18 protein-coding genes are annotated in these 19652 nt (G+C 49.1%); 1 reads left to right on the top strand and 17 read right to left on the bottom strand.

Annotated features, from left to right (window positions below):
* From pseG to AC2T0J_RS14875, 13 genes are all read right to left on the bottom strand, one after another.
* A complete protein-coding gene (gene pseG / locus AC2T0J_RS14935; RefSeq protein ID WP_489806582.1) occupies window positions 1-1041 on the bottom strand; it encodes a UDP-2,4-diacetamido-2,4,6-trideoxy-beta-L-altropyranose hydrolase in 1041 nt (346 codons plus the stop codon).
* Window positions 1038-2111 carry a pseudaminic acid synthase gene (gene pseI, locus AC2T0J_RS14930; RefSeq protein ID WP_489806581.1) on the bottom strand — a complete coding sequence of 358 codons (1074 nt, stop codon included), beginning with the start codon at window positions 2109-2111 and terminating at the stop codon, window positions 1038-1040. Before pseI ends, pseG begins: the two co-directional genes overlap by 4 nt.
* Window positions 2104-2805: a pseudaminic acid cytidylyltransferase gene (pseF, locus tag AC2T0J_RS14925; protein WP_489806580.1), complete on the bottom strand. Its 702-nt coding sequence runs from the start codon at window positions 2803-2805 to the stop codon at window positions 2104-2106. Before pseF ends, pseI begins: the two co-directional genes overlap by 8 nt.
* Entirely contained in the window at window positions 2802-3947 is a 1146-nt protein-coding gene (gene pseC / locus AC2T0J_RS14920) for a UDP-4-amino-4,6-dideoxy-N-acetyl-beta-L-altrosamine transaminase (RefSeq protein WP_489806579.1), read from the bottom strand. Before pseC ends, pseF begins: the two co-directional genes overlap by 4 nt.
* Entirely contained in the window at window positions 3944-4948 is a 1005-nt protein-coding gene (pseB, locus tag AC2T0J_RS14915) for a UDP-N-acetylglucosamine 4,6-dehydratase (inverting) (RefSeq protein WP_489806578.1), read from the bottom strand. Before pseB ends, pseC begins: the two co-directional genes overlap by 4 nt.
* Window positions 4949-5256: 308 nt before the next feature.
* Window positions 5257-5574 carry a hypothetical protein gene (locus tag AC2T0J_RS14910; RefSeq protein ID WP_489806577.1) on the bottom strand — a complete coding sequence of 106 codons (318 nt, stop codon included), beginning with the start codon at window positions 5572-5574 and terminating at the stop codon, window positions 5257-5259.
* Window positions 5571-5999, bottom strand: a complete 429-nt coding sequence (fliS, locus tag AC2T0J_RS14905; RefSeq protein ID WP_489806576.1) for a flagellar export chaperone FliS — start codon at window positions 5997-5999, stop codon at window positions 5571-5573. Before fliS ends, AC2T0J_RS14910 begins: the two co-directional genes overlap by 4 nt.
* A gap of 29 nt (window positions 6000-6028) precedes the next feature.
* Window positions 6029-7480, bottom strand: a complete 1452-nt coding sequence (gene fliD / locus AC2T0J_RS14900; protein WP_489806575.1) for a flagellar filament capping protein FliD — start codon at window positions 7478-7480, stop codon at window positions 6029-6031.
* A 9-nt stretch (window positions 7481-7489) separates the two neighbouring features.
* Complete coding sequence (locus tag AC2T0J_RS14895; protein ID WP_489806574.1) at window positions 7490-7927, bottom strand: flagellar protein FlaG; 438 nt, start codon at window positions 7925-7927, stop codon at window positions 7490-7492.
* 104 nt (window positions 7928-8031) lie between these two features.
* Window positions 8032-8859 carry a flagellin N-terminal helical domain-containing protein gene (locus AC2T0J_RS14890; RefSeq protein ID WP_489806573.1) on the bottom strand — a complete coding sequence of 276 codons (828 nt, stop codon included), beginning with the start codon at window positions 8857-8859 and terminating at the stop codon, window positions 8032-8034.
* Window positions 8860-9803: 944 nt separating this feature from the next.
* Window positions 9804-10634 (bottom strand): flagellin N-terminal helical domain-containing protein, encoded by an 831-nt coding sequence (locus tag AC2T0J_RS14885; protein ID WP_279318211.1) that lies wholly within the window; start codon window positions 10632-10634, stop codon window positions 9804-9806.
* Between the two features lie 459 nt (window positions 10635-11093).
* Window positions 11094-11924, bottom strand: coding sequence for a flagellin N-terminal helical domain-containing protein (locus tag AC2T0J_RS14880; RefSeq protein ID WP_489806572.1), 831 nt, complete (start codon window positions 11922-11924; stop codon window positions 11094-11096).
* A 351-nt stretch (window positions 11925-12275) separates the two neighbouring features.
* Entirely contained in the window at window positions 12276-13100 is an 825-nt protein-coding gene (locus AC2T0J_RS14875; RefSeq protein WP_489806571.1) for a flagellin N-terminal helical domain-containing protein, read from the bottom strand.
* Window positions 13101-13468: 368 nt separating this feature from the next.
* On the opposite strand from AC2T0J_RS14875, the gene AC2T0J_RS14870 reads away from it, so the two are divergent.
* Window positions 13469-14278 carry a hypothetical protein gene (locus AC2T0J_RS14870; protein ID WP_489806570.1) on the top strand — a complete coding sequence of 270 codons (810 nt, stop codon included), beginning with the start codon at window positions 13469-13471 and terminating at the stop codon, window positions 14276-14278.
* Here the strand turns inward: AC2T0J_RS14870 and flgL are convergent.
* From flgL to AC2T0J_RS14850, 4 genes are read right to left on the bottom strand one after another with little or no spacing between them, the layout of a single operon-like run.
* Window positions 14266-15492 (bottom strand): flagellar hook-associated protein FlgL, encoded by a 1227-nt coding sequence (flgL, locus tag AC2T0J_RS14865; protein WP_489806569.1) that lies wholly within the window; start codon window positions 15490-15492, stop codon window positions 14266-14268. The two genes, AC2T0J_RS14870 and flgL, sit on opposite strands and share 13 nt — an antisense overlap.
* 5 nt (window positions 15493-15497) lie before the next feature.
* Window positions 15498-17543, bottom strand: coding sequence for a flagellar hook-associated protein FlgK (flgK, locus tag AC2T0J_RS14860; RefSeq protein WP_489806568.1), 2046 nt, complete (start codon window positions 17541-17543; stop codon window positions 15498-15500).
* A 46-nt stretch (window positions 17544-17589) separates the two neighbouring features.
* On the bottom strand, window positions 17590-18543 hold the full coding sequence (gene flgJ / locus AC2T0J_RS14855) for a flagellar assembly peptidoglycan hydrolase FlgJ (protein ID WP_489806567.1): 954 nt from the start codon (window positions 18541-18543) through the stop codon (window positions 17590-17592).
* The gene (locus AC2T0J_RS14850; RefSeq protein ID WP_489806566.1) at window positions 18543-19652 is read right to left on the bottom strand and encodes a flagellar basal body P-ring protein FlgI; all 1110 of its coding nucleotides are present in this window, start codon (window positions 19650-19652) and stop codon (window positions 18543-18545) included. Before AC2T0J_RS14850 ends, flgJ begins: the two co-directional genes overlap by 1 nt.

Below are 19652 nucleotides of genomic sequence, written 5' to 3'. Positions count from 1 at the left end.
CTATCCCGCCTGATCGTTGCGCCACTCGGCAATAGCAGCCAGCAGTTGCCAGGCACCATCGGAGACCGCGACGTCAGAAGCCGCCCGGGACATGGCTTCAAGGCGGCTTTCATCCAGCCAGAGTGATTTTACCCTGGCTGTCAGAGCAGCCATATCAAGATTTGCTTCAGCATCCATGACTTCACACCAACCCTGCCCGCTAGCTTCATCGCTGGCCTGGTGCTGATTAGCGGCCACCGTCAGTAACACCGAAGGTGTAAAACAGGCCGCCAGCTCAAACTGACTCCCTCCTGCGGCAACCACGGCAAGACGGGCATTAATCCATAAATCGGCCATGTCCTGACAGTTGTGTACGTGCTGAATCGCGCTATCACTCTCAGCAATAAAGCGAGTTAATGCGTTAAGCGCATCCGCCGCCATGCCCGGGCCGGTCACAACCCGAAACGGCGCATCCGGCAGCGCTTCGGCAAGTGCTTCAAGCACTGGAAGGGTTAACTCGGCAGGATCGCTGCCGCCCATATTAATAGTCAGGCTAAAGCGCTGATTCAGAGGAAGTGGCTGAGTGACCGAAAACTCTCTTCTCAGTAAACGGTATCTGGCCCCTAAACATAGCATGGCGGCCGGATTTGCCCGGGAGTACTCTTCACGCCAGGCTTCACCGGCAGGGTTACACAAAATATCGGCATACTGAAAACCCGCTTGGCGGATATCATCGAGCAACACCAACGGCGCTGCTGCGTGACTCACCTCACGCAGCAGCGACTCGCTAAAACCGTACCCATCAAGCACAATAGCCACCGCTGCATACTCTTCTGCCAGAACGGTTAACTGACTGGCGAGAGCCTGTTCGGTATCGGCGGCTAAAATCTGCCGACCTGTCCAGTCGTGGCGCTCAATAATAAATTGGCGGGCGGCCTCGTTCACTACAAACAAGCTCTCCAGCCCTTGTTCCCCGGCTGCCTGGGCAAGCGCCTGGCAACGCATAATATGGCCAATGCCTGATTCACGGCTGCCGCCAGTACAAAAAAGCACAGCACTCATTCGCCGATATGCTCCCAGCTAAGGGCGGTCCCTTTGCGGATAAACCGGCTGGCTTTTTTATGCAGCACGGAATCCCAGTGCTTTGGTGCCAGGCCAAAGGCCGGGCGGACTATCTTCAGGTTGTTCGGGCCAAGCGGTTCGCCCGGCTGAATATCCTGGCTCACATAAATAGAACGGCGATATTGTTTGGCTTTATCTTCTGCCACGGTACCGCCGTACTTCACTTGTCCTAAGGCCTGCCAGGCGCGTTCTGTTTCTGTTACCAGCGAGGCGAGTTCCTGTGGTTCCAGTGAAAATGCCGCATCTACGCCGCCGCCGTTGCGATCCAGCACAAAGTGTTTCTCTATTACACTGGCACCCAGTGCCACACTGGCCACCGCTGCGCCAATACCACCGGTATGGTCGCTCAGGCCCACTTCGCAACCGAAGGCATCGCGCAAATGAGGAATGGTATTAAGATTGGTGTTTATCGGCTCGGCCGGATACGTACTGGTGCACTTAAGCAGGATAATCTCTTCGCAGCCCGCGTTTCTGACGGTCTCTACAGCCAGCTCAATTTCACTCAGGCTGGCCATACCGGTAGACATGATCAACGGCTTGCCTTTGCTGGCAGCCTTTTTGATAAGCGGAATATCAGTTAATTCAAAAGAGGCTATTTTAAAACAGGGGACGTTGAGATCGTCTAAGAAATCCACCGCCGACTCATCAAAGGGCGAGCTGAACGCCAGCATCCCCAGCGATTTCGCATAGTTGAACAGTTCACAGTGCCACTCATAAGGGGTGGCAGCTTTCTGATATAAGCTATACAGGCTGGCGCCGTGCCAGAGACTGTCGGTTTCTTCGATAACAAAGCCGGCTTCCATGACATCAAGTGTCATGCTGTCGGCAGTGTAGGTTTGCAGTTTGATTGCATGTGCGCCACTCTCTGCGGCTGCTTTGACCATGGCTCTCGCAGTATCGAGCGACTGGCTGTGATTGCCACTTAGCTCTGCGATCACGAAAGGTGCGGTATCACGACTGATTTCACGGTTGCCAATCTTTATTTTACTGGTCGGTCCGCGGCTATGCATCACTGTCCCCTTTCACATAAGCCAGGTACATCAGCTCGGCGCGAGTCCAGTCTTCCAAGGTATCGATATCCTGTACCAGATGACGTGGCAATACTACCGGAATACTGTGCGGAGCAAACATTGGCTGATGGGCTAACCAGGCGCTGCTGTGCCCCCAGTAGAACTGACCGGCATCATGGTAGCACTCTTCCAAATCCTGCGAGCGCTTGCCCATGTTATTGGCATCGACCGGTTCAACCCCCTCACCGGTCAACCGAATGGCGCGCTGAATGGGAAAATCAAACGTGCTTACCGAAAAGGCGTAGTGCATAGCCGGGGCAGCCTGCAGACGAGCTAAACCATCGGCCAGAAAGTCAGCTTGTAAAAACGGAGCGGTGGCATAAATGCAGCACACAAATTCAGGTTTTTCAACGATTTCGCTGTAGCCCTCTATTGCATGGCGAACTACCGGTGAGGTGCCGGTATGATCATCAGAGAGCGCATTTGGCCGTTCGATGATTAAGGTGGCGCCCCAGGCTTTGGCTACCCGGGCAATTTCAGGCGAATCGGTCGATACTACAATATCGTCGAATACACCGGCCTGCTTCGCCGCCTCAATAGAATAAGCAATTAATGGTTTACCGGCAAAAGGCCGGACATTTTTTCCTTTGATCCGCTTACTGCCACCACGGGCCGGGATCACTGCAATATTCAAGATAATACCTCGCTTAACTGCGTAATAACCTCCATTTGGTTATCGGCAGACAGAGCTGGAAATAAAGGTAAAGTCAGCGCACGGCTGTAGTAGTGCTCAGCATTGGGGAACTGTCCGGGTTTGAAACCCAACTGCTGATAATAAGGATGCAAATGAATGGGAATATAGTGCACATTCACCCCAATCCCCCGCTCTCTAAGCGCATTGAACACCTGCTTACGATCATGGTCAGTCAACTCAATCATATACAAGTGCCAGGCACTGTTAGGGTCGAGCACCGGCCTGATCACCGGCAGATCAGCTAATGCTTTGTGGTAAACCTGTGCCAGGGCATATCGCCGCGCCACAAAGTCATCAAGATGTTTTAGCTGAGAAAGCCCCAGAGCCGCATGAACATCGCTCAACCGATAATTAAAACCTAATTCAAACTGAGCATAAAACCAGGGTTCATTCTGATGAGCATCCCCCAACATAGCAGAGTCGCGGGTAATGCCATGGCTGGCGTAGCGGCGCAACAGGGCTGCCAGTTCGTCATCATTGGTCAGTACCGCACCACCTTCGGCACTGGTGATAGATTTAACCGGATGAAAACTTAACACCGTCATCGCTGAATACTTGCCCGCGCCCACAACATGACCCAGTGCATCCTTCGCCCCCAGCGCATGCGCGGCGTCTTCCACCAGGGTAATACCAAATGGCTCGGTAATAGCCGCAATTTCAGCCATATCACAGCTACTGCCAGCAAAATGAACCACGATAATGACTTTAGGAATTTTATTAGCTGCGGCGGCAAGGTGCAGTTTATCCACCAGTGATGCCGTGCATAGATTGCGGGTGACCGGATCGATGTCCACGAAATCGACCTCTGCGCCGCAGTAGCGGGCACAATTGGCTGACGCCGCAAAGGAATTTGGTACGGTCCACACCACATCGCCGCTTGTTACACCAGCGGCCAGGCAAGCAATATGTAACCCGGACGTTCCGCTATTACAGGCAACAGCAAACGCCGCGCCGGTATAGTGACACAATGCCTGTTCGAATGCCGGTACCTGCTGGCCCTGGGTTAAAAATCCCTCTTCCAGTACCTGGGTAACGGCATCAATATCATCGGGAAATAGGGTGTGCTTACCATAGGGGATCATACGGTGCTCTTATCCAGAACCTGCAACTCATCAATCGACAAAAAGTGCGGGTTGGTGCCGGAATGATACTCAAATTTATCGCTCACCGGTTGGCCCAGCTCAGATAACCGGTTGAGCTTGTAATTAATATTCTTATCAAAAAAGACAATCGCCGGGGCAATCACATAATGATCTTCAAACTCAATAGTGTGATGAGCCATTTCTTCCGGCACCATCACCTCGTGTAATTTCTCACCCGGTCTGATCCCCACCACCTTATAATCTGGCTTGCCACTCATGGCAGTGACTAAATCGGTAATGCGGATTGACGGGATCTTAGGCACAAAGATTTCACCGCCCTGCATGCGTGAAAAGCTTTTAACAACGAACTCCACGCCTTCATCCAGTGTGATCCAGAAACGGGTCATTTCCGGGTGCGTAACCGGTAACTCATTGCAACTTTCAGCCAGCAACTTACGAAAAAAAGGCACCACTGAACCTCTTGAGCCCACTACATTACCATAGCGTACTACCGAAAAACGAGGCCCCCTGGCACCGGAGATATTATTGGCGGCAACAAATAGTTTGTCTGACGCCAGCTTGGTGGCACCATATAAATTAACCGGATTTGCGGCTTTGTCGGTAGATAATGCGATTACCCGTGCCACATCATTGGCAATGGCAGCATCAATGACATTTTGCGCGCCGTTGATATTGGTTTTAATACATTCATTGGGGTTGTATTCCGCCGCTGGCACCTGCTTGAGCGCTGCGGCGTGAACGACATAGTCGACATCTTTCATGGCTATCTTCAGGCGCTCGTTATCCCTTACATCGCCAATAAAATAGCGCATACAGCTGGCATTAAACTGTTGTTGCATTTCAAACTGCTTGAGTTCGTCGCGGGAATAGATAATCACTCGCTTTGGCGATGCATTTGCCAGCAGATAGCTGACAAAGCGTTTGCCAAATGACCCTGTACCGCCTGTGATCAGTATTGTTTTTCCATCAAATAGTGTCATCGTATCCACCGCTCTTTAATCAGTTATTGAAGTAGTCAGACTGGCACTAATGATGTTGTTGTAACGCATTGTGTGTCCTACAAGTCGCCGCTGCCAGTGTCAAGAGTTCGTCGTTCCGGCTAATTAAGTCTAGACCATTGAACATTTAGCAACAACAGTGCCTAAATAGACACCGGCGTCGTTACATTGCAGCGGTTTCAGCCAAAAAACCATTCATAACAGATGGTTATAACTATCTTGTGAGCAAATATAGTCATTAGAAGGCAAAAAATCCATTTATAACTGCTGAGCAAAGTAACAAATGGTGCTTATTTATACTTTTTAATGGCGGCCTGACTTCGAATAAAGTGACTGGCAGCGTCTTTCGCTGATTTTAATAATAACAGTGCTTCTTCTTTTAACTTGTTATTCGCTTTTAATTCTTCGCGCGCGAAGGCCTTTGCAGAAGAATCATCGAAATCAGCAAGAAGTTGTTGCACTAGTTCATCACGCTGCACAATGAGTTGAAAAAAATCAGCGTAGCCCGACGACTGATCGTCAGGCTGCTTCAGCACTTCAATGATTTGAGAATTGATATTGCTTAACGCGTCTGGAGTGAGATGATGATTTAAGTCGTTTATATTCACACAGCTTGACTTTTTTGACGCTGGGCCTCAAAAGCTTCCTGTTTTGCTTCTTCAGGAATTTGCACCCAAGCATCGCGAATGGGAGTTAATAGATTAGTCACTTCATTCAGCATCTGCAAACTATTCTTAACGTGCGCTTCATTGAGACGCTCAATCATAAATTCGTACAATGCATAGAGGTTTTCGGCTGTCTCACCGCCTACTTTTACATCCAACGTGTCACGTAAATTCATTAGAATCGCCGATACCCGGGAAATATGCTGCGACTTTAATTCATATTCTTTTCGCTCCATCGCCCCTTTTGCATAGGCGATGCGGTCTAGCGCCCCTTGCATTAACATCAGCGTTAATTTATGCGGATCAGCACTAGCGATATCCTGTTTAAGATTGCCTTTACGGTATGCATTAATTCCGGTGAGTGCCATGAAAAGTCCTCGTAATATTATGTCAGTTACTAACCTAATGCTGCTAACAATGCAGAACCGGTTTGATTGAGTCTTGATACGGTTTGATCGAGATTTAAATATTTGTCTCGCAGAATTTGCTCGTAGTTAAGCATGCGCATATCGAACCTTTCGCGCTCATCGGTCAGTTGCTCCTTATCATCTTTAGCCGATCGCTCTCGCAAACTAATTAATCCGCTGAAGGACGTATACTCTTTAGTCAGCTCATATAAACGGACTGCAATCCCTTGATCTTCATCGGTAAATAGACTCGCGATATCATCGAAATTGTCTTCTAGCGCGTCGGCCAGTCGCTCTTCACCTGAACCGAGGCCAAAATCAGTAGCCGGAATTTCAAGCTCTCCATCAGAGTTAAGTTCAACACCTAATGCAAACAAACTGCCCAGCGATGAATTATCCACGCTGGACCCAACAACGCTGGCCAAACTATTACTGATCCCTCTAAGCAAAGAGTCCCCGGCTAATGCCCCGTCTTCCTCCAGATCCGACTCCCCATAACGGGTTAAAGATTTGATATCGGCAATGATTTTATTGTAATTATCCACAAAATCACGGACTTTAGTTTCCAAGCCCTCACGATCATAACCAATTTCAAGCGTCGATGTTTTTCTCGTTACGCCATCGGTGTCCAAAGGCGAAACGCTGGAGGCTTCAAAAGACACGTTCTGGATGGTGTTTTCAAACTCGTTTGTGGTACTTTCAACCGCAATGCCGTCAATAGTAGCCATGGCGTTAGATGCAGACTTTACCGGGCTAAGGTTGGTATTGGTTTCGGTTGAATCTGTGGTGGTTAGCAAATCAAGTTCCGCACGATCACCATTGTTAACGATAACCAGATCGTTACCATTACCGGTCACATCGGATGAGAACACTAATTTTGCACCACCAGCAGCTGTGCCGGTGTCGATAATATTGGCATTCACACCAAAGTTACTGTCGTTGTTATTAATCGCTTCACGCAACTGGGCAAGTGTCATGTTTTGCGTGACATTCACTGAGAAGCTTTGACCCGTATTATTGATTTTGAAAGTCATGGAAGTACTACCCATGCCATCTGTTAATACTTTGTCTGTCGACGAACTGAATGCCGCATCAGCCGTTTCTATACGGGAACCCGAAGCCAGTTGCGATACAGCAATCTGATAGCTGCCACGTAAAGCCGAGTTGGCCGCTTCGGCAGTAAATATTTCGTTTTCTTCGGAAGGATGCGAAATGATAGGTTCGCGGCCGTTAATGTCGGAGTCCCGACGCATTTCGTCGACGGTGTCCTTAAAATCAGACAGTTTGGACTTAATTTGACCCAAGGCAGAGATCTCCGCCTGAATTTTTTCTTCTTTATCATTTAAGCGCTTTTCTTTTGGCTCGCGCTCAGCAGTAAGGAGCTGCGTGACCAGGTCGTCAAGCGCAAGCCCGGAACCAACACCTAACGATTGAATAGTCATAGCTCACCTCTACACTTGTTTATTAAACAACACCCCCACACTACTTCCGATGTCTTGTTGGAGATCTTTAATTCTTTCCGCTAACCTCAACACCTCGTCCGACGGGATTTGTCTGATAACATCGCCTGACGTGGAATCTTTAACAGTCACTACCGAGCGGTTGGTGTTTTCATCAACAGAAAATGCCAGGTTACGATTTTGCGTTTGCAAAAACGACTGAATTTCCTGTACTGCACCGTCCAGTTCCGGAGCCTGTTCCTCTCGATTATAGTTATCGGCAGATTTTTGCTCAGCTTGAACATCTTCTGCTTTCGGCTGCACATTTTTTTGTGCTTCCTGCGAGGAACTATTCAGGGCGACCTGGTCCGACTCAAGCTCGGGTTTTGACTGCTCTTTAGGTATATTTCCAGCAAAATTCTGGCCAATTTGTGTTGGTGAAATTTCCACAACTAACCCCCTGTTTTAAAACGCATTAAACGGGCCTGCTTACGCGGATGCCCGTTTACCCGTTGACTTAACCGGCAACGTGTTGCCGGTTAACTTTCCAGCTATTAACCTAACAGCGATAATGCTGTCTGTGGACGCTGGTTAGCCTGACTCAGCACTGAAACAGACGCCTGTTGAATGATCTGGTTACGAGTCAATTCAGCCGTTTCTGCAGCGAAGTCAGTGTCACGAATTCGCGAACGGGCAGCGGAGACGTTTTCAGAGATACTGCTTAAGTTACGAATAGTTGACTGGAAGCGGTTTTGCAAGGCACCCAGGTCAGCTCGTGCACCACCAATGGTGGAAATAGCTGAGTCAATTGAGGTCAATGCAGCCGATGCACCACTAACAGATGACACAGACAAATCAGATAGAGACAACCCAGATGTACCGTAACCACCACCGGCACGTGACAGGTTTACAGAAATAGTCTGACCACCGTTTGCCCCGACCAGGAACTTAGCTGAATAGGTACCGCTTAACAGGTCAACACCACCAAACTGGGTGTCAGTAGCGATACGTGACATTTCAGTTTTTAACGCTGACACTTCTTTTTGCAGTGCCACACGGTCAGCAGAACTGTTGATACCGTTTTGCGACTGAACTGCTAACTGACGAATACGCTGTAAGCTGGTAGTAACCTCGGATAAGGCACCTTCCGCTGTTTGCGTGAGTGAAATCGCATCGTTTGCATTTCGCACAGCCTGGTTAAGGCCCTGAATTTGCGACGTCATACGATCTGAAATTTGCAGACCGGCGGCGTCATCGGATGCGCTGTTGATTCTGAAACCTGAAGACAGACGCTCAAATGATGTGCTTAGCTTGTTGCTCACATCGAAAAGCTGACGCTGTGCATTCAGGGCCGAGACGTTTGTATTTACATATAAAGCCATTATCTAACCTCCTGGGCTTATACCTGTAGCCGAATCCCCGCGGACTCTGCTAAGCTATAACCTTTCGTACCTGATTTAGCACTGAATCATTGGTTGCGATATTCATCACAGCAACAATTGCTAAATCACCTCATTTTTGTAGCGCCTCTCACAGCCACTACGCAATTCATCAAATGAATTACCCCTCAACTAAAGGTATCGGCCCAACCTTGAGAATCTTTAGTTTTTTTTCGAAAAAAATTTAAATAAATTCAAAAAATATTTTAACGCATTGATTTTAAATAAATAAACCTATCTATTCTTTTGGACTTTGCGATTTAAACATGGCTAAAAGCGCGTTTTTAAGCCCAACCAGGTTGCTTTGTAATGCGTCGGTGAGTAAAAATCTGTGGGTAAGAGTTGGCAGGTAGATATACGTCGCGCTTCAATCGCCCCGACCAGTAATGATTTAAGGTCGGCGCAACCATAAGGAAGATATCAGGCGGCAAAGTTATCCGCCCGGGCGGCATTCACTGGCAAGCATTCTCCGCTTTTGCACATCAATAGTTTGTCGTGTGTCATCTGCCGGTCATTGCGGAACGGTTCTCTGCGGATGAGAAAGCTATGAGCAATAAGGGATATGCCGTTAATGACAACTAAAAAAGAAAAACTGGCATCAGTGTTGCAAAACAACTCGGGTAAGTGACGGGAAACGATTCGGTAATAAAAATAAAAAAGGCCGAGTCAAATAGAGACCCGGCCAACTTGCTCACGTTAGGAGTTTGAGCAAATTCAGTTTCAGTCGGCTGGCAGAATAGTAGAAATATACTGGCCTCTCAACCTTAAATTCTACACTCTCAATTCTGTTAGTCGGCGTTTTAATCCTTGTGTTGGTGGCCTTTCGGCCGCCATCCCTGGCAAGGGTTGGCCTCTCAGTTCCTACCCTCTATGGTATTTCTCTTAGTCTAGCCCAGTAACGACAATGCTGCCTGCGGTCGCTGATTCGCCTGGGACAGTACCGTTGTACTTGCCTGCTGTATGATCTGAAAGCGGGTAAGTTGTGCCGTCTCGGTGGCAAAATCTGTATCCCGGATGCGCGATCTTGCCGCTGATACGTTCTCGGAAATATTACTTAAGTTTCTGATGGTTGACTGAAAGCGGTTTTGAATCGCCCCTAAATCAGCCCGTTTGGCATCGATGGCAGAAATAGCTGAATCTATGGTGGTCAGTGCCGCTGAGGCAGTAGCCGCTGAGGCAATCGACAAATCACTCTGACCATTGGTCAGTCCCGAGAAGCCGTAGCCGCCAGTACGTGAAATATTCACGCTGATAGTTTGTCCGGCGTTGGCGCCGACCAGGAACTTAGCGGAATAGCCACCGGTAAGAATATCTACCCCACCAAACTGGCTGGTAGTCGCAATCCGTGAGATTTCAGTCTTTAACGCTGACACTTCTTTTTGCAGGGCCAAGCGGTCTGCAGAGGTATTGATACCATTCTGGGACTGGATAGCCAGTACCCGAATGCGCTGCAGCGCGGTGGTGATCTCCTGCATAGCCCCTTCAGCGGTCTGGGCCAAAGAGATGCCGTCATTGGCGTTTCTCACGGCTTGATCAAGGCCCTGGATCTGGCTGGTCATGCGGTCAGAGATTTGCAAACCCGCAGCATCATCGGCTGCAGAGTTAATGCGAAAGCCTGAAGACAAGCGTTCAAAAGCGGTATCCAGCCCGTTGCTCGAGCTAAACATCTGGCGCTGGGCGTTCAGAGAGGACACATTGGTGTTAACGTATAGACTCATGGATTACTCCTAACAGTTAAAGTTAGCGTTGTTGTTTTTATTGGTTTCAACGCAATTCAAAAATCACTTCAACGTGTTGGCACAGCCTATGCATTAATTATAACGTCAGTGATAAAAAACTGACGCTTTGCTTGGCGTATGCCTGGTTAAGCAGTGCTAAATTGAGCACAAGCTCATGCTGACTGCAGGTATGATGTTCAGACCTCATACCTCTCACTACCTCCTGGCTTCATTCCTGTCAGTCGGCAGCTTAGCTCAACACACAAAACCCACTGGTTTTGTCATTTAGCGTTAACCAAATACCACGTTGTCTTGCAAATACACTCTACTCACCGGTCGATTGCAGTCTGCCCCCACATATTGCAACTCGACCGTTTTTATTTCTTATCTACTCATCGTTATTCGATTACCGAATGCAGTCTGCCCCCGCTTTTTGCATTCGTAAGCTTATGCATAGGATTAACCTTGCAGTAGCTGTAGTGCAGCCTGTGGCCGCTGATTCGCCTGGCTCAACACCGTGGTACTGGCCTGCTGTATAATCTGCCAGCGAGTCAGTTCGGCGGTTTCTGTTGCGAAGTCGGTATCTCTGATGCGAGATCTCGCAGCCGAGGCATTTTCGGAAATATTACTTAGGTTTCTGATCGTGGACTGAAAGCGGTTTTGAATCGCACCTAAGTCAGCCCGTTTCGCGTCGATGGCTGAAATCGCCGAATCAATCACCGGTAACGTGGCTGATGCCTCACCGGCCGTTAATACACTGGCATTATAGCCGTTCGTCAGGCCTGAAAAGCCGTAACCGCCAGAACGCGAAAGGTTAAAGTTAATAAATTGTCCCGCCTGCGCTCCAACCAGGAAAGCCGTTGAGAAGGTACCAGTAAGAATGTCACCACCAGCAAACTGAGAGGTAGACGCGATACGCGAAATCTCGGTTTTCAGCGCCGACACTTCTTTTTGCAGGGCCAGACGGTCGGCTGAGGTATTGATACCGTTTTGTGCCTGGATAGCCAGCACTCGGATACGCTGTAATGCGGTCGTAATTTCCTGCATGGCGCCTTCAGCAACCTGAGCAAGAGAAATACCATCATTGGCGTTTCGAACGGCCTGATCCAGACCCATAATTTGTGATGTGATACGATCTGATATTTGCAAACCAGCCGCATCGTCTTTGGCGCTGTTGATCCGGAAACCGGAAGATAAACGCTCAAAGGCGGTACTCAAATGGTTATTTGAGGTAAATAGTTGCCGCTGAGCGTTCAGCGACGACACATTCGTGCTAACGTATAAGCTCATTTCTTAATCTCCTAACGATTTTTGTATTACCCAGGTTTTTATTGTTTTTGTTAACCTGGTCTGGCCGATCATGTTGTTGTTATTGGGCGATCAACCTGGCACTTTTGCGTATTTATTTTTATTATTCGCAGTGCCTTTGTAATAGTTATCGTGCGGGCAGGAGAAATCCTTTAGCCTTTTTTTACTAAATTTTATTGAGCTTATAAATCAATTAGTTAAAAACAATAAAGCGCCGGACTTTCGTCCGGCTAATGCTCATTTTTAATTGAGAGTGAGCTTACTCCCGGTGTCAGGCGGTTACCTGGTTCACTACCTCCTGGCCCCATTCCCTGACTTGGGTGTCATAACGGATTATCCTAATAGCTGAAGTGCAGCCTGAGGACGCTGATTTGCCTGTGACAAAACAGTGGTACTCGCCTGCTGGATAATCTGGTTACGCGTTAGTGCTGCAGTCTCTTCCGCGAAATCAGTATCTTTGATTCGTGAACGGGCTGCTGAAACATTTTCTGAGATATTGCTCAGGTTACGGATAGTGGATTGGAAACGGTTTTGTAGGGCACCTAAGTCAGCACGTACACCACCGATGGTAGAGATAGCGGCATCAACTGAAGCCAACGCAGCTGAAGCGCCAGATGCAGACGATACTGACAGCGAACCTACACTCAGGCCCGAGGCACCGTAGCCTCCGCTTCGAGATAGATTCACCGAGATAGTCTGACCACCATTAGCACCAACCAGGAACTTCGCAGAGTAAGTACCGGTTAACAGATCCAATCCGTTAAACTGTGAGTCGGTTGAAATACGTGAAATTTCGGTTTTCAGTGCCGACACTTCTTTTTGCAGTGCCAGACGATCAGCTGAGCTGTTAATACCGTTTTGTGATTGAACTGCCAGTTGGCGAATACGCTGCAGAGCCGTTGTGGTCTCGTTTAGCGCGCCTTCGGCGGTTTGCGTTAATGAGATTGCATCATTAGCGTTACGTACAGCCTGGTTCAGACCTTGGATCTGAGAAGTCATACGATCGGTAATTTGCAGACCTGCGGCATCATCAGCAGCCCCGTTAATACGGAAGCCTGATGAAAGACGCTCGAAAGATGTGCTTAAGGCATTAGATACATCGAACAACTGGCGTTGTGCGTTTAATGCAGACACATTGGTATTGACATACATAGACATAAAGTCTCTCCTACACTCTCAATCCAGCCAGAGCTGGCTACCGGGTAACCCGGTGTTTTTCAATTTAAATAGTAGTCATCAATACCTTGAGGGGTAATTGACGAACTGGCTCTCTCATCATGTTTATCGACCCTTGCAAAATTCCCTTTAATAAAAATTCACTATTTTTTTCTCAGGCGGCAAAAAGTTGCCTGACTGTTCGTGTTAACGTACTGTCAACATAAAGAATTTACGTTGAAAACAAGGTTATGAAAGTACAATTGAGCCGCCTGACCCGGATATGTCGAGGTCATACTCATAATGCCTTTGGTGATTTAGTCTTTTTTAATGGAAGGTTATTGGCTTGCTATCGGCAGGGAGCTCATCATATGAGCGATAACGGCATTATCGTGGTAGCCGAAATTGACACGTCAGGCAAGCCATTCCGCTTTCAGCAACTAAGCAGTCCGGGCGGCGATCTGCGCGATCCGCATTTTTGTAAGGATGACGACCGGCTCTATCTGCTTGCACACCAGCGCAGGATAAGCCCCCTGAAACCGGCCAAAACGTTTAGCTGGTTCAGCAATGACGGCATAAGCTGGTCCTCACAGCACGACCCGGGGCCGGACCACTGGTGGCTGTGGCGCGCTACCACTTATCAGGGGCGCCACTGGGGGATTGGCTATCACCGACCATCAGAGCAGCTGAACTTATACGCTGGTAATTTGCGCGGCAAAATGCACAGAGTCGTCAACGGTTGTATGTCTAAATCACGTCATCAGTTGGGCTACCCTAATGAAACCGACAGCTACTTTAACCAGCAGGGTGAAATGATTGCCGTTGCGCGACGGGATGCCGACACATTTACCGCCCAACTGGGGCGCAGCAAGCCACCTTATACTCACTGGCAGTGGCAGGATCTGGGGGATTATATTGGCGCGCCATCATTGTTGCCGCTTAGCAATGACATGGCCTTGGTGTGCGGTCGTCACTTTACCGGCCGCAAGCTGGTCACGCAGTTGTGGTCGTTGAATACTATAACAGGCAAATTAGAAAAATTATTGACATTACCCAGCGGCGGCGACAACAGTTACCCGGGTATAGCTCGCAAAGATGGCAAGCTGTATATTGCCTATTACTCCAGCCATATTGATAACCAGAGCAGGATGTATCTTGCCGAACTTAATTACGAAATGTAATTAAACAGCGACAAGTTAGAAATTCGCGGGAAGGTGGTCAATGCTGCCGTGAGCGCGGTCTCTTGCTTCGCAAATTCAGCAGAGGCTTCGGCATAATCCACGTCCTGGATAGTGCTGCGAGCCTCTTTGATCGACACTTCCAAATCAAGATTGGTTTCATAAACCGATTGAGCCACATTCCGCCGGGCACCAATAGACGAGGTTTCAAACGCTATTTTTTCCAGACCGTTGTCAATGCCTACCAGGGCATCACTTAACGCTTCACGATAGGCGGCGTCTCCCACCTGCTCGTTATTCAGCACCTGCTGCAAGTCATAAAGGGTGGTGGCAATATTTTTCTTTTGCGGTGCATCTAACTGAAAATCCAGTGTATTACCGGCCCCGCCCTGCAAGTTAAAATCGATGCCGGCAAAACTAAATGGCTCACCAGAGGTAAAGTCTTTTGTCGCGACTACGCTGCCCGTACCGAGATTCTGAATCTGTACCTGGTCAGGCGCAGTGATGGTAATGCGAAAATTGTTATTGGCAGCGGTGAGCGGATCGTAATTATTTTTATAGAAGGTATCAAAGTCGCCCTGCCCGGCCACCAGCGCTTCATCCACAGTGATCCCGGCATTGCCGGTAATGGTGAAGTTGCGCCGCGCCGGCACATCTTCGAATAGAGATTGCCCTGAGGCACTGCTTCTCACCTTTACACTATTGGAGAGCTGTACGTCGTTGCTGCCACTATCGCCCTGATACGTATAAGCATTACTGCCGCCTCCGGCATTCAAAACGAAAGGCTGTGACTCAGACTGATAGCCCGAAAAATAATAGTCACCTTCGGCGTTTCGCGAGTTCATCAGATCAAACACTTCGTCTTTGATCTGGCCGATTTCTGACGCCAGGGCTTTGCGGTCGGCATAAGATAATGTTCCGTCACCGGCCTGGATGGTGAGCACTCGTGCACGGTTAACTGAATCGGTAATATTACGCAGAATCGTTTCCTGTTGCTCCAGCGAACCGGTTACCAGGTCATTGTTGCGTTGATATTGTTTTAAACTGGCCAGCTCTTCGGTCATGCGTAAGACTTTGGCAGTGCCAACCGGATCGTCCGAGGGTCGGTTAATTTTCTTACCCGTACTCAACTGCTGCTGGGTGTCAGCAAGCCCTGACTGATTATCCATAATTGCACGGATATTCTGATCATAAAGTTGATTAGTGGAAATACGCATGGCTGTTACCTGACCGACGATAAAATAGTATTAAACAATTCCTGGGCGGTGCTCAGAATTCTGGCTGCTGCAGCATAAGACTGCTGATATCGCACAAGGTTTGCAGCCTCTTCATCCAGACTCACGCCGGACACCGAATCAAACCACTCGGTGGACTGTACTTTCATGCTCTCGGCAGCCTGTAAAGCAATGCTAGCAGAGGCTGACTCTTCACCTACACGGCTCACCAGAGTGGAGTAACTCTCATGCAGCGTGCGCTGCTCACTACTGGAATTGGTACTCAGTTGTACCAGCGACGCTTGCTTCAACGAGGCTAATTCCAGAGCATTCTGGTTATCAAAGCTACCATTAGTATTGTAGCTAATTGAAAATGTGTCGCCGGCAGCGGGGATCCCCTCAAGGCTGATATCGTAACTACCATTTAAACCGCCACCCGCCTGGCCCAGCAGGCTATTAAAGTCCGTAGCTCCGGTAACGGTAGATAACACCGTTCCGCTGCTATCAAGCACTTCATAGCTGTCAGCCGCAGTAAAACGAATTTGCGTGGGCGCACCGCTGTCCAGGCCCCCCGCACCATCAAAGAACGATGTGGTGACATCGGTATCGTACACCTGAGTATTCACTACCGAGGCATCGCCGAGATTATTGTTGCCTTTATCACCACGTACCGGGCTGGCAAAAGCTAAATCTTCAGGCCGCGTGGTGGCCATAGTAATATCGGACGCGCTGTATTTTACCGGCTGAACCAAAAACTGATTCCCTACGCTGTAACCACTGGCCGACTGAAATTCAATTTCAATGCCGCCCGGAATTTCAGTATAGCCGGCATTTAACGTGATGTTACTGAACAGCACCGGCTGGTTATTTTCATCCAGCTTAGGCGTACCATCGCCATTTAACAGCTCCACCGACACTTCACTGGGCACGCCGGCCCCTGTAACATTAGTAACAGAAACACGAATATCTGCATCGGTAAGCTCGTTGCCCTTACCAGGCGTAAACTGACCGGATAAAGCAAGCGTAGGCGGCGTATTGCTATAAGGCAGGCCACTCAGTTCCGGCAGCGTGAATATGTCACCGCCCAGCTGAAAATCCAGGTCCATACCCAGGCGATTCTGCGAATTAACCGCATCGGCAAAGGCCACAGCCATCTGACCAATATCACGCTGCGACGGACCTAACACCTCATCCCGATAGCGAAACAAACCACCCAGGGCGCCACCCAGATCTTCCTCAGCAATATTGATATCGGTATTGGGTTTGCTGCCGGAAAAATTGGTCGCCAATTCCAGTTGCTTTTGCATGAAATCGGCATTATCGCTAAGCTCAAACAGGTTAAAACTGCCGTCTTCCAGCACCAGCGATTCGCCACTGGCCAGGTTAATCAGCAAGGAGCCATTGGCATTCTTACTTTCCCGCACGGTGATATCCATGATCTCCGCCAGATCGGTAATCGCTTTATCGCGCTCATTAAGTAACGCTGACGGCTCACTGTCTTTAAAATTGCCCTTAGCCACGAGGATGGACTTATTGAGATCGCCAATAGATTCAATCAAACTGTTGGCGTGCTTCACCATACTGCTAAATTCAAGATTGAGCTCTTCTTCTTTGGCTTCCATAAAATCCGCAATGGATGACATACGACGCAGCAATGCCTCCCCCTCAGATAACACCAACTGGCGCGAAGACAGATTCGTTGGATCGTCAGCTGCAGTCTGCACAGAAGCAAAAAAGTCGCTGAAACCGGTAGACAGGGAATTAGCTTCATTAGCCAACAGATTATCGATAGCCGAGGCCTTTTCAGAAAACGTCTCCCACTCGCCTACCAACGTGGTATCGCGGCGTAACTGGTTCTGCGCAAATTGATTAATCACGCGCTCGGTGGTAGCCCGGCCCACGCCACCATAAAGCTCATTGCTTACTGAAGTCCGCTCACGGACATACCCTTCAGAGTTAACATTAGCAATGTTATTACTGGTAGTCGCCAGCAGCCGGCTGCTGGCATTTACGCCGCTGGTTGCAATAGAATATAAATCGACATTACCACTCATAAGCACGCCCTCGCCTGACCGGAAACTATCACGCTGTAGTCGTTAATCATGGCAGGTAGCTCCGCAAAGAATCACTGTTATAAACAGCCATCACCTTCTCGGCATACTGCGGATCCGTTGCATAACCGGCATCCTGTAATGCTTTAAAATACGCTTTGGGATCAGCGGCGTTTTCCACTGCTCCACGATACCGTTCCTGGCCACGAATAAATTCAACATAGTCTTCAAAGCCTTGCTGCAAGTTATCGTAAGAGCGAAACGCGGCGCGCTGCTGACGAGCCACGGTTCCATCAAACTCCATGGTATTGACTGTTGCTGACTTACCCTGCCAGTTGCTATTGGCTTTGATACCAAACAGATTATTAGCGCTATTACCACTGCCATGATGAATAACATGTTGACCCCAACCTGTTTCCACTGCTGCCTGTGCCAGTAATGCCTGGGGCTCAATGCCCAGCTCTGCCGCCGCTTTGCTGGCGGCTGGCCAAAGTTGTTCGACGAACTCCTGAGGGTTATTGAACGCAGCAGTCTTAAAGGCTTGTTGCGATTGCGGGTCGCTGAGTAATTCGGCGGTTTGTTGTGCCTGTTCAATGCGAAATTCGCGTTGTCGATTCAGCGAAGCCAGATTGCCGTCGTTGCGCGCCACACTGGCTGGAATGTAATCGTTAATATCATGCTGCCCCAACTGCTGAACAATGATTTCGGCAAGGCCAACACCTCCGCCGCTGGACAAATCCTGGGCGAGTTGTTTGTCGTGCATATCACGATAAAATTTGACTTCTTCGGTATTAAACGGACTGTCTTTATCTGCCATAGCGTCCTGGGCTTTGCGCATGGATTTCAGCATCATCTGGACAAAAATCGCTTCAAACTGCTGCGCTGCTTCTTTGAGCGCTTTATCATCTTGAGAATAGGCTGCCTCGCGCAACCGGTTCAGACTGGATAAATCATGAACGTTGCGGGCAGACTCTAATTGCGATTTTGTATTGAGCACATCCATCAGATCACCACCAGTTCGCCCTGTAAAGCGCCGGCCTGGCGAAGGGCTTCAAGAATTGCCATCAGATCGCCCGGCGCTGCGCCCACTTCATTAACCGCGCGCACCAACTGGTCCAGGGTAACGCCCGGCTCGAATTTAAACATACGACTGTCAGCCAGATTGACATCAATAATGGACTGCGTAGTTACCGCTGTTTCACCGTCGGCCAATGCATTAGGTTGCGTAACCTGCTGGTTCTCGCTAATGGTTACGGTTAGGCCGCCATGCGTGATAGCCGCTGGTAACAAGCGAACGTCACGACCAATAACAATGGTTCCTGTGCGGCTGTTCACCACAACGCGTGCCGGCGCATCTGCCGGGGTAAATTCAAAGTTTTCCAGGGTCGCCAGAAAACCGACCCGTTGACCCGGATCGCGGGGCGCTGTCACTCTTACTGAGGCAGCATCCAGCGGCTCAGCAATGGCATAGCCTTTTTCAGGCTGTGCCCCTAATCGCTGGTTAATCACATCGGCCAGCGCTTTAGCGGTGGAGAAATCCGGGTAATGCAGGTTAAGAGTGAGGCTGTCACCACTGGCAAATCCGCTGGGAACAGCCCGTTCTACCAGCGCGCCATTGGCAATCCGACCCACGGTTGGCGTATTCACGATAATGCGCGATCCGTCACCGCCCTCAGCACCAAAACCGCTAACAATCAGGCTGCCCTGAGCAACCGCATAAATATTACCGTCCACACCTTTCAAGAAGGTTTGTAGCAACGTACCGCCCTGCAGACTGCTGGCTTCACCCACCGAAGACACTGTCACATCAATAGTCTGACCAGGTTTGATGAATGCCGGTAACTCGGCATGGACGGCCACTGCTGCAACGTTCTTAATTTTGGGTTTAATGTTAGGGTCCAGACTGATACCAAAATTGGTCAGCATGGTTCTGAAACTTTGCTCAGTAAACGGGCTTTGCTCGCCGGTACCGGGTAAGCCCACCACCAGACCATAGCCAATTAACTGGTTACTACGCACGCCCTGAATACTGGCTACGTCTTTGATCCGCTGGGCATGAGCGCTGGTAACCAGACTCAGACAACACAGTACAACACTTAAAAATTTACCCAT

This window comes from Alteromonas sp. ISO5 (assembly GCF_058105165.1).
This window is presented reverse-complemented; position numbering and strand designations above follow the sequence as displayed.

Coding starts and splice junctions, on each gene's coding strand:
- pseG (WP_489806582.1), bottom strand. CDS start 1,041: ATGAGTGCTGTGCTTTTTTGTACTGGCGGCAGCCGTGAATCAGGCATT.
- pseI (WP_489806581.1), bottom strand. CDS start 2,111: ATGCATAGCCGCGGACCGACCAGTAAAATAAAGATTGGCAACCGTGAA.
- pseC (WP_489806579.1), bottom strand. CDS start 3,947: ATGATCCCCTATGGTAAGCACACCCTATTTCCCGATGATATTGATGCC.
- pseB (WP_489806578.1), bottom strand. CDS start 4,948: ATGACACTATTTGATGGAAAAACAATACTGATCACAGGCGGTACAGGG.
- fliS (WP_489806576.1), bottom strand. CDS start 5,999: ATGGCACTCACCGGAATTAATGCATACCGTAAAGGCAATCTTAAACAG.
- fliD (WP_489806575.1), bottom strand. CDS start 7,480: ATGACTATTCAATCGTTAGGTGTTGGTTCCGGGCTTGCGCTTGACGAC.
- AC2T0J_RS14890 (WP_489806573.1), bottom strand. CDS start 8,859: ATGGCTTTATATGTAAATACAAACGTCTCGGCCCTGAATGCACAGCGT.
- AC2T0J_RS14885 (WP_279318211.1), bottom strand. CDS start 10,634: ATGAGTCTATACGTTAACACCAATGTGTCCTCTCTGAACGCCCAGCGC.
- AC2T0J_RS14880 (WP_489806572.1), bottom strand. CDS start 11,924: ATGAGCTTATACGTTAGCACGAATGTGTCGTCGCTGAACGCTCAGCGG.
- AC2T0J_RS14875 (WP_489806571.1), bottom strand. CDS start 13,100: ATGTCTATGTATGTCAATACCAATGTGTCTGCATTAAACGCACAACGC.
- AC2T0J_RS14870 (WP_489806570.1), top strand. CDS start 13,469: ATGAGCGATAACGGCATTATCGTGGTAGCCGAAATTGACACGTCAGGC.
- flgL (WP_489806569.1), bottom strand. CDS start 15,492: ATGCGTATTTCCACTAATCAACTTTATGATCAGAATATCCGTGCAATT.
- flgK (WP_489806568.1), bottom strand. CDS start 17,543: ATGAGTGGTAATGTCGATTTATATTCTATTGCAACCAGCGGCGTAAAT.
- flgJ (WP_489806567.1), bottom strand. CDS start 18,543: ATGGATGTGCTCAATACAAAATCGCAATTAGAGTCTGCCCGCAACGTT.
- AC2T0J_RS14850 (WP_489806566.1), bottom strand. CDS start 19,652: ATGGGTAAATTTTTAAGTGTTGTACTGTGTTGTCTGAGTCTGGTTACC.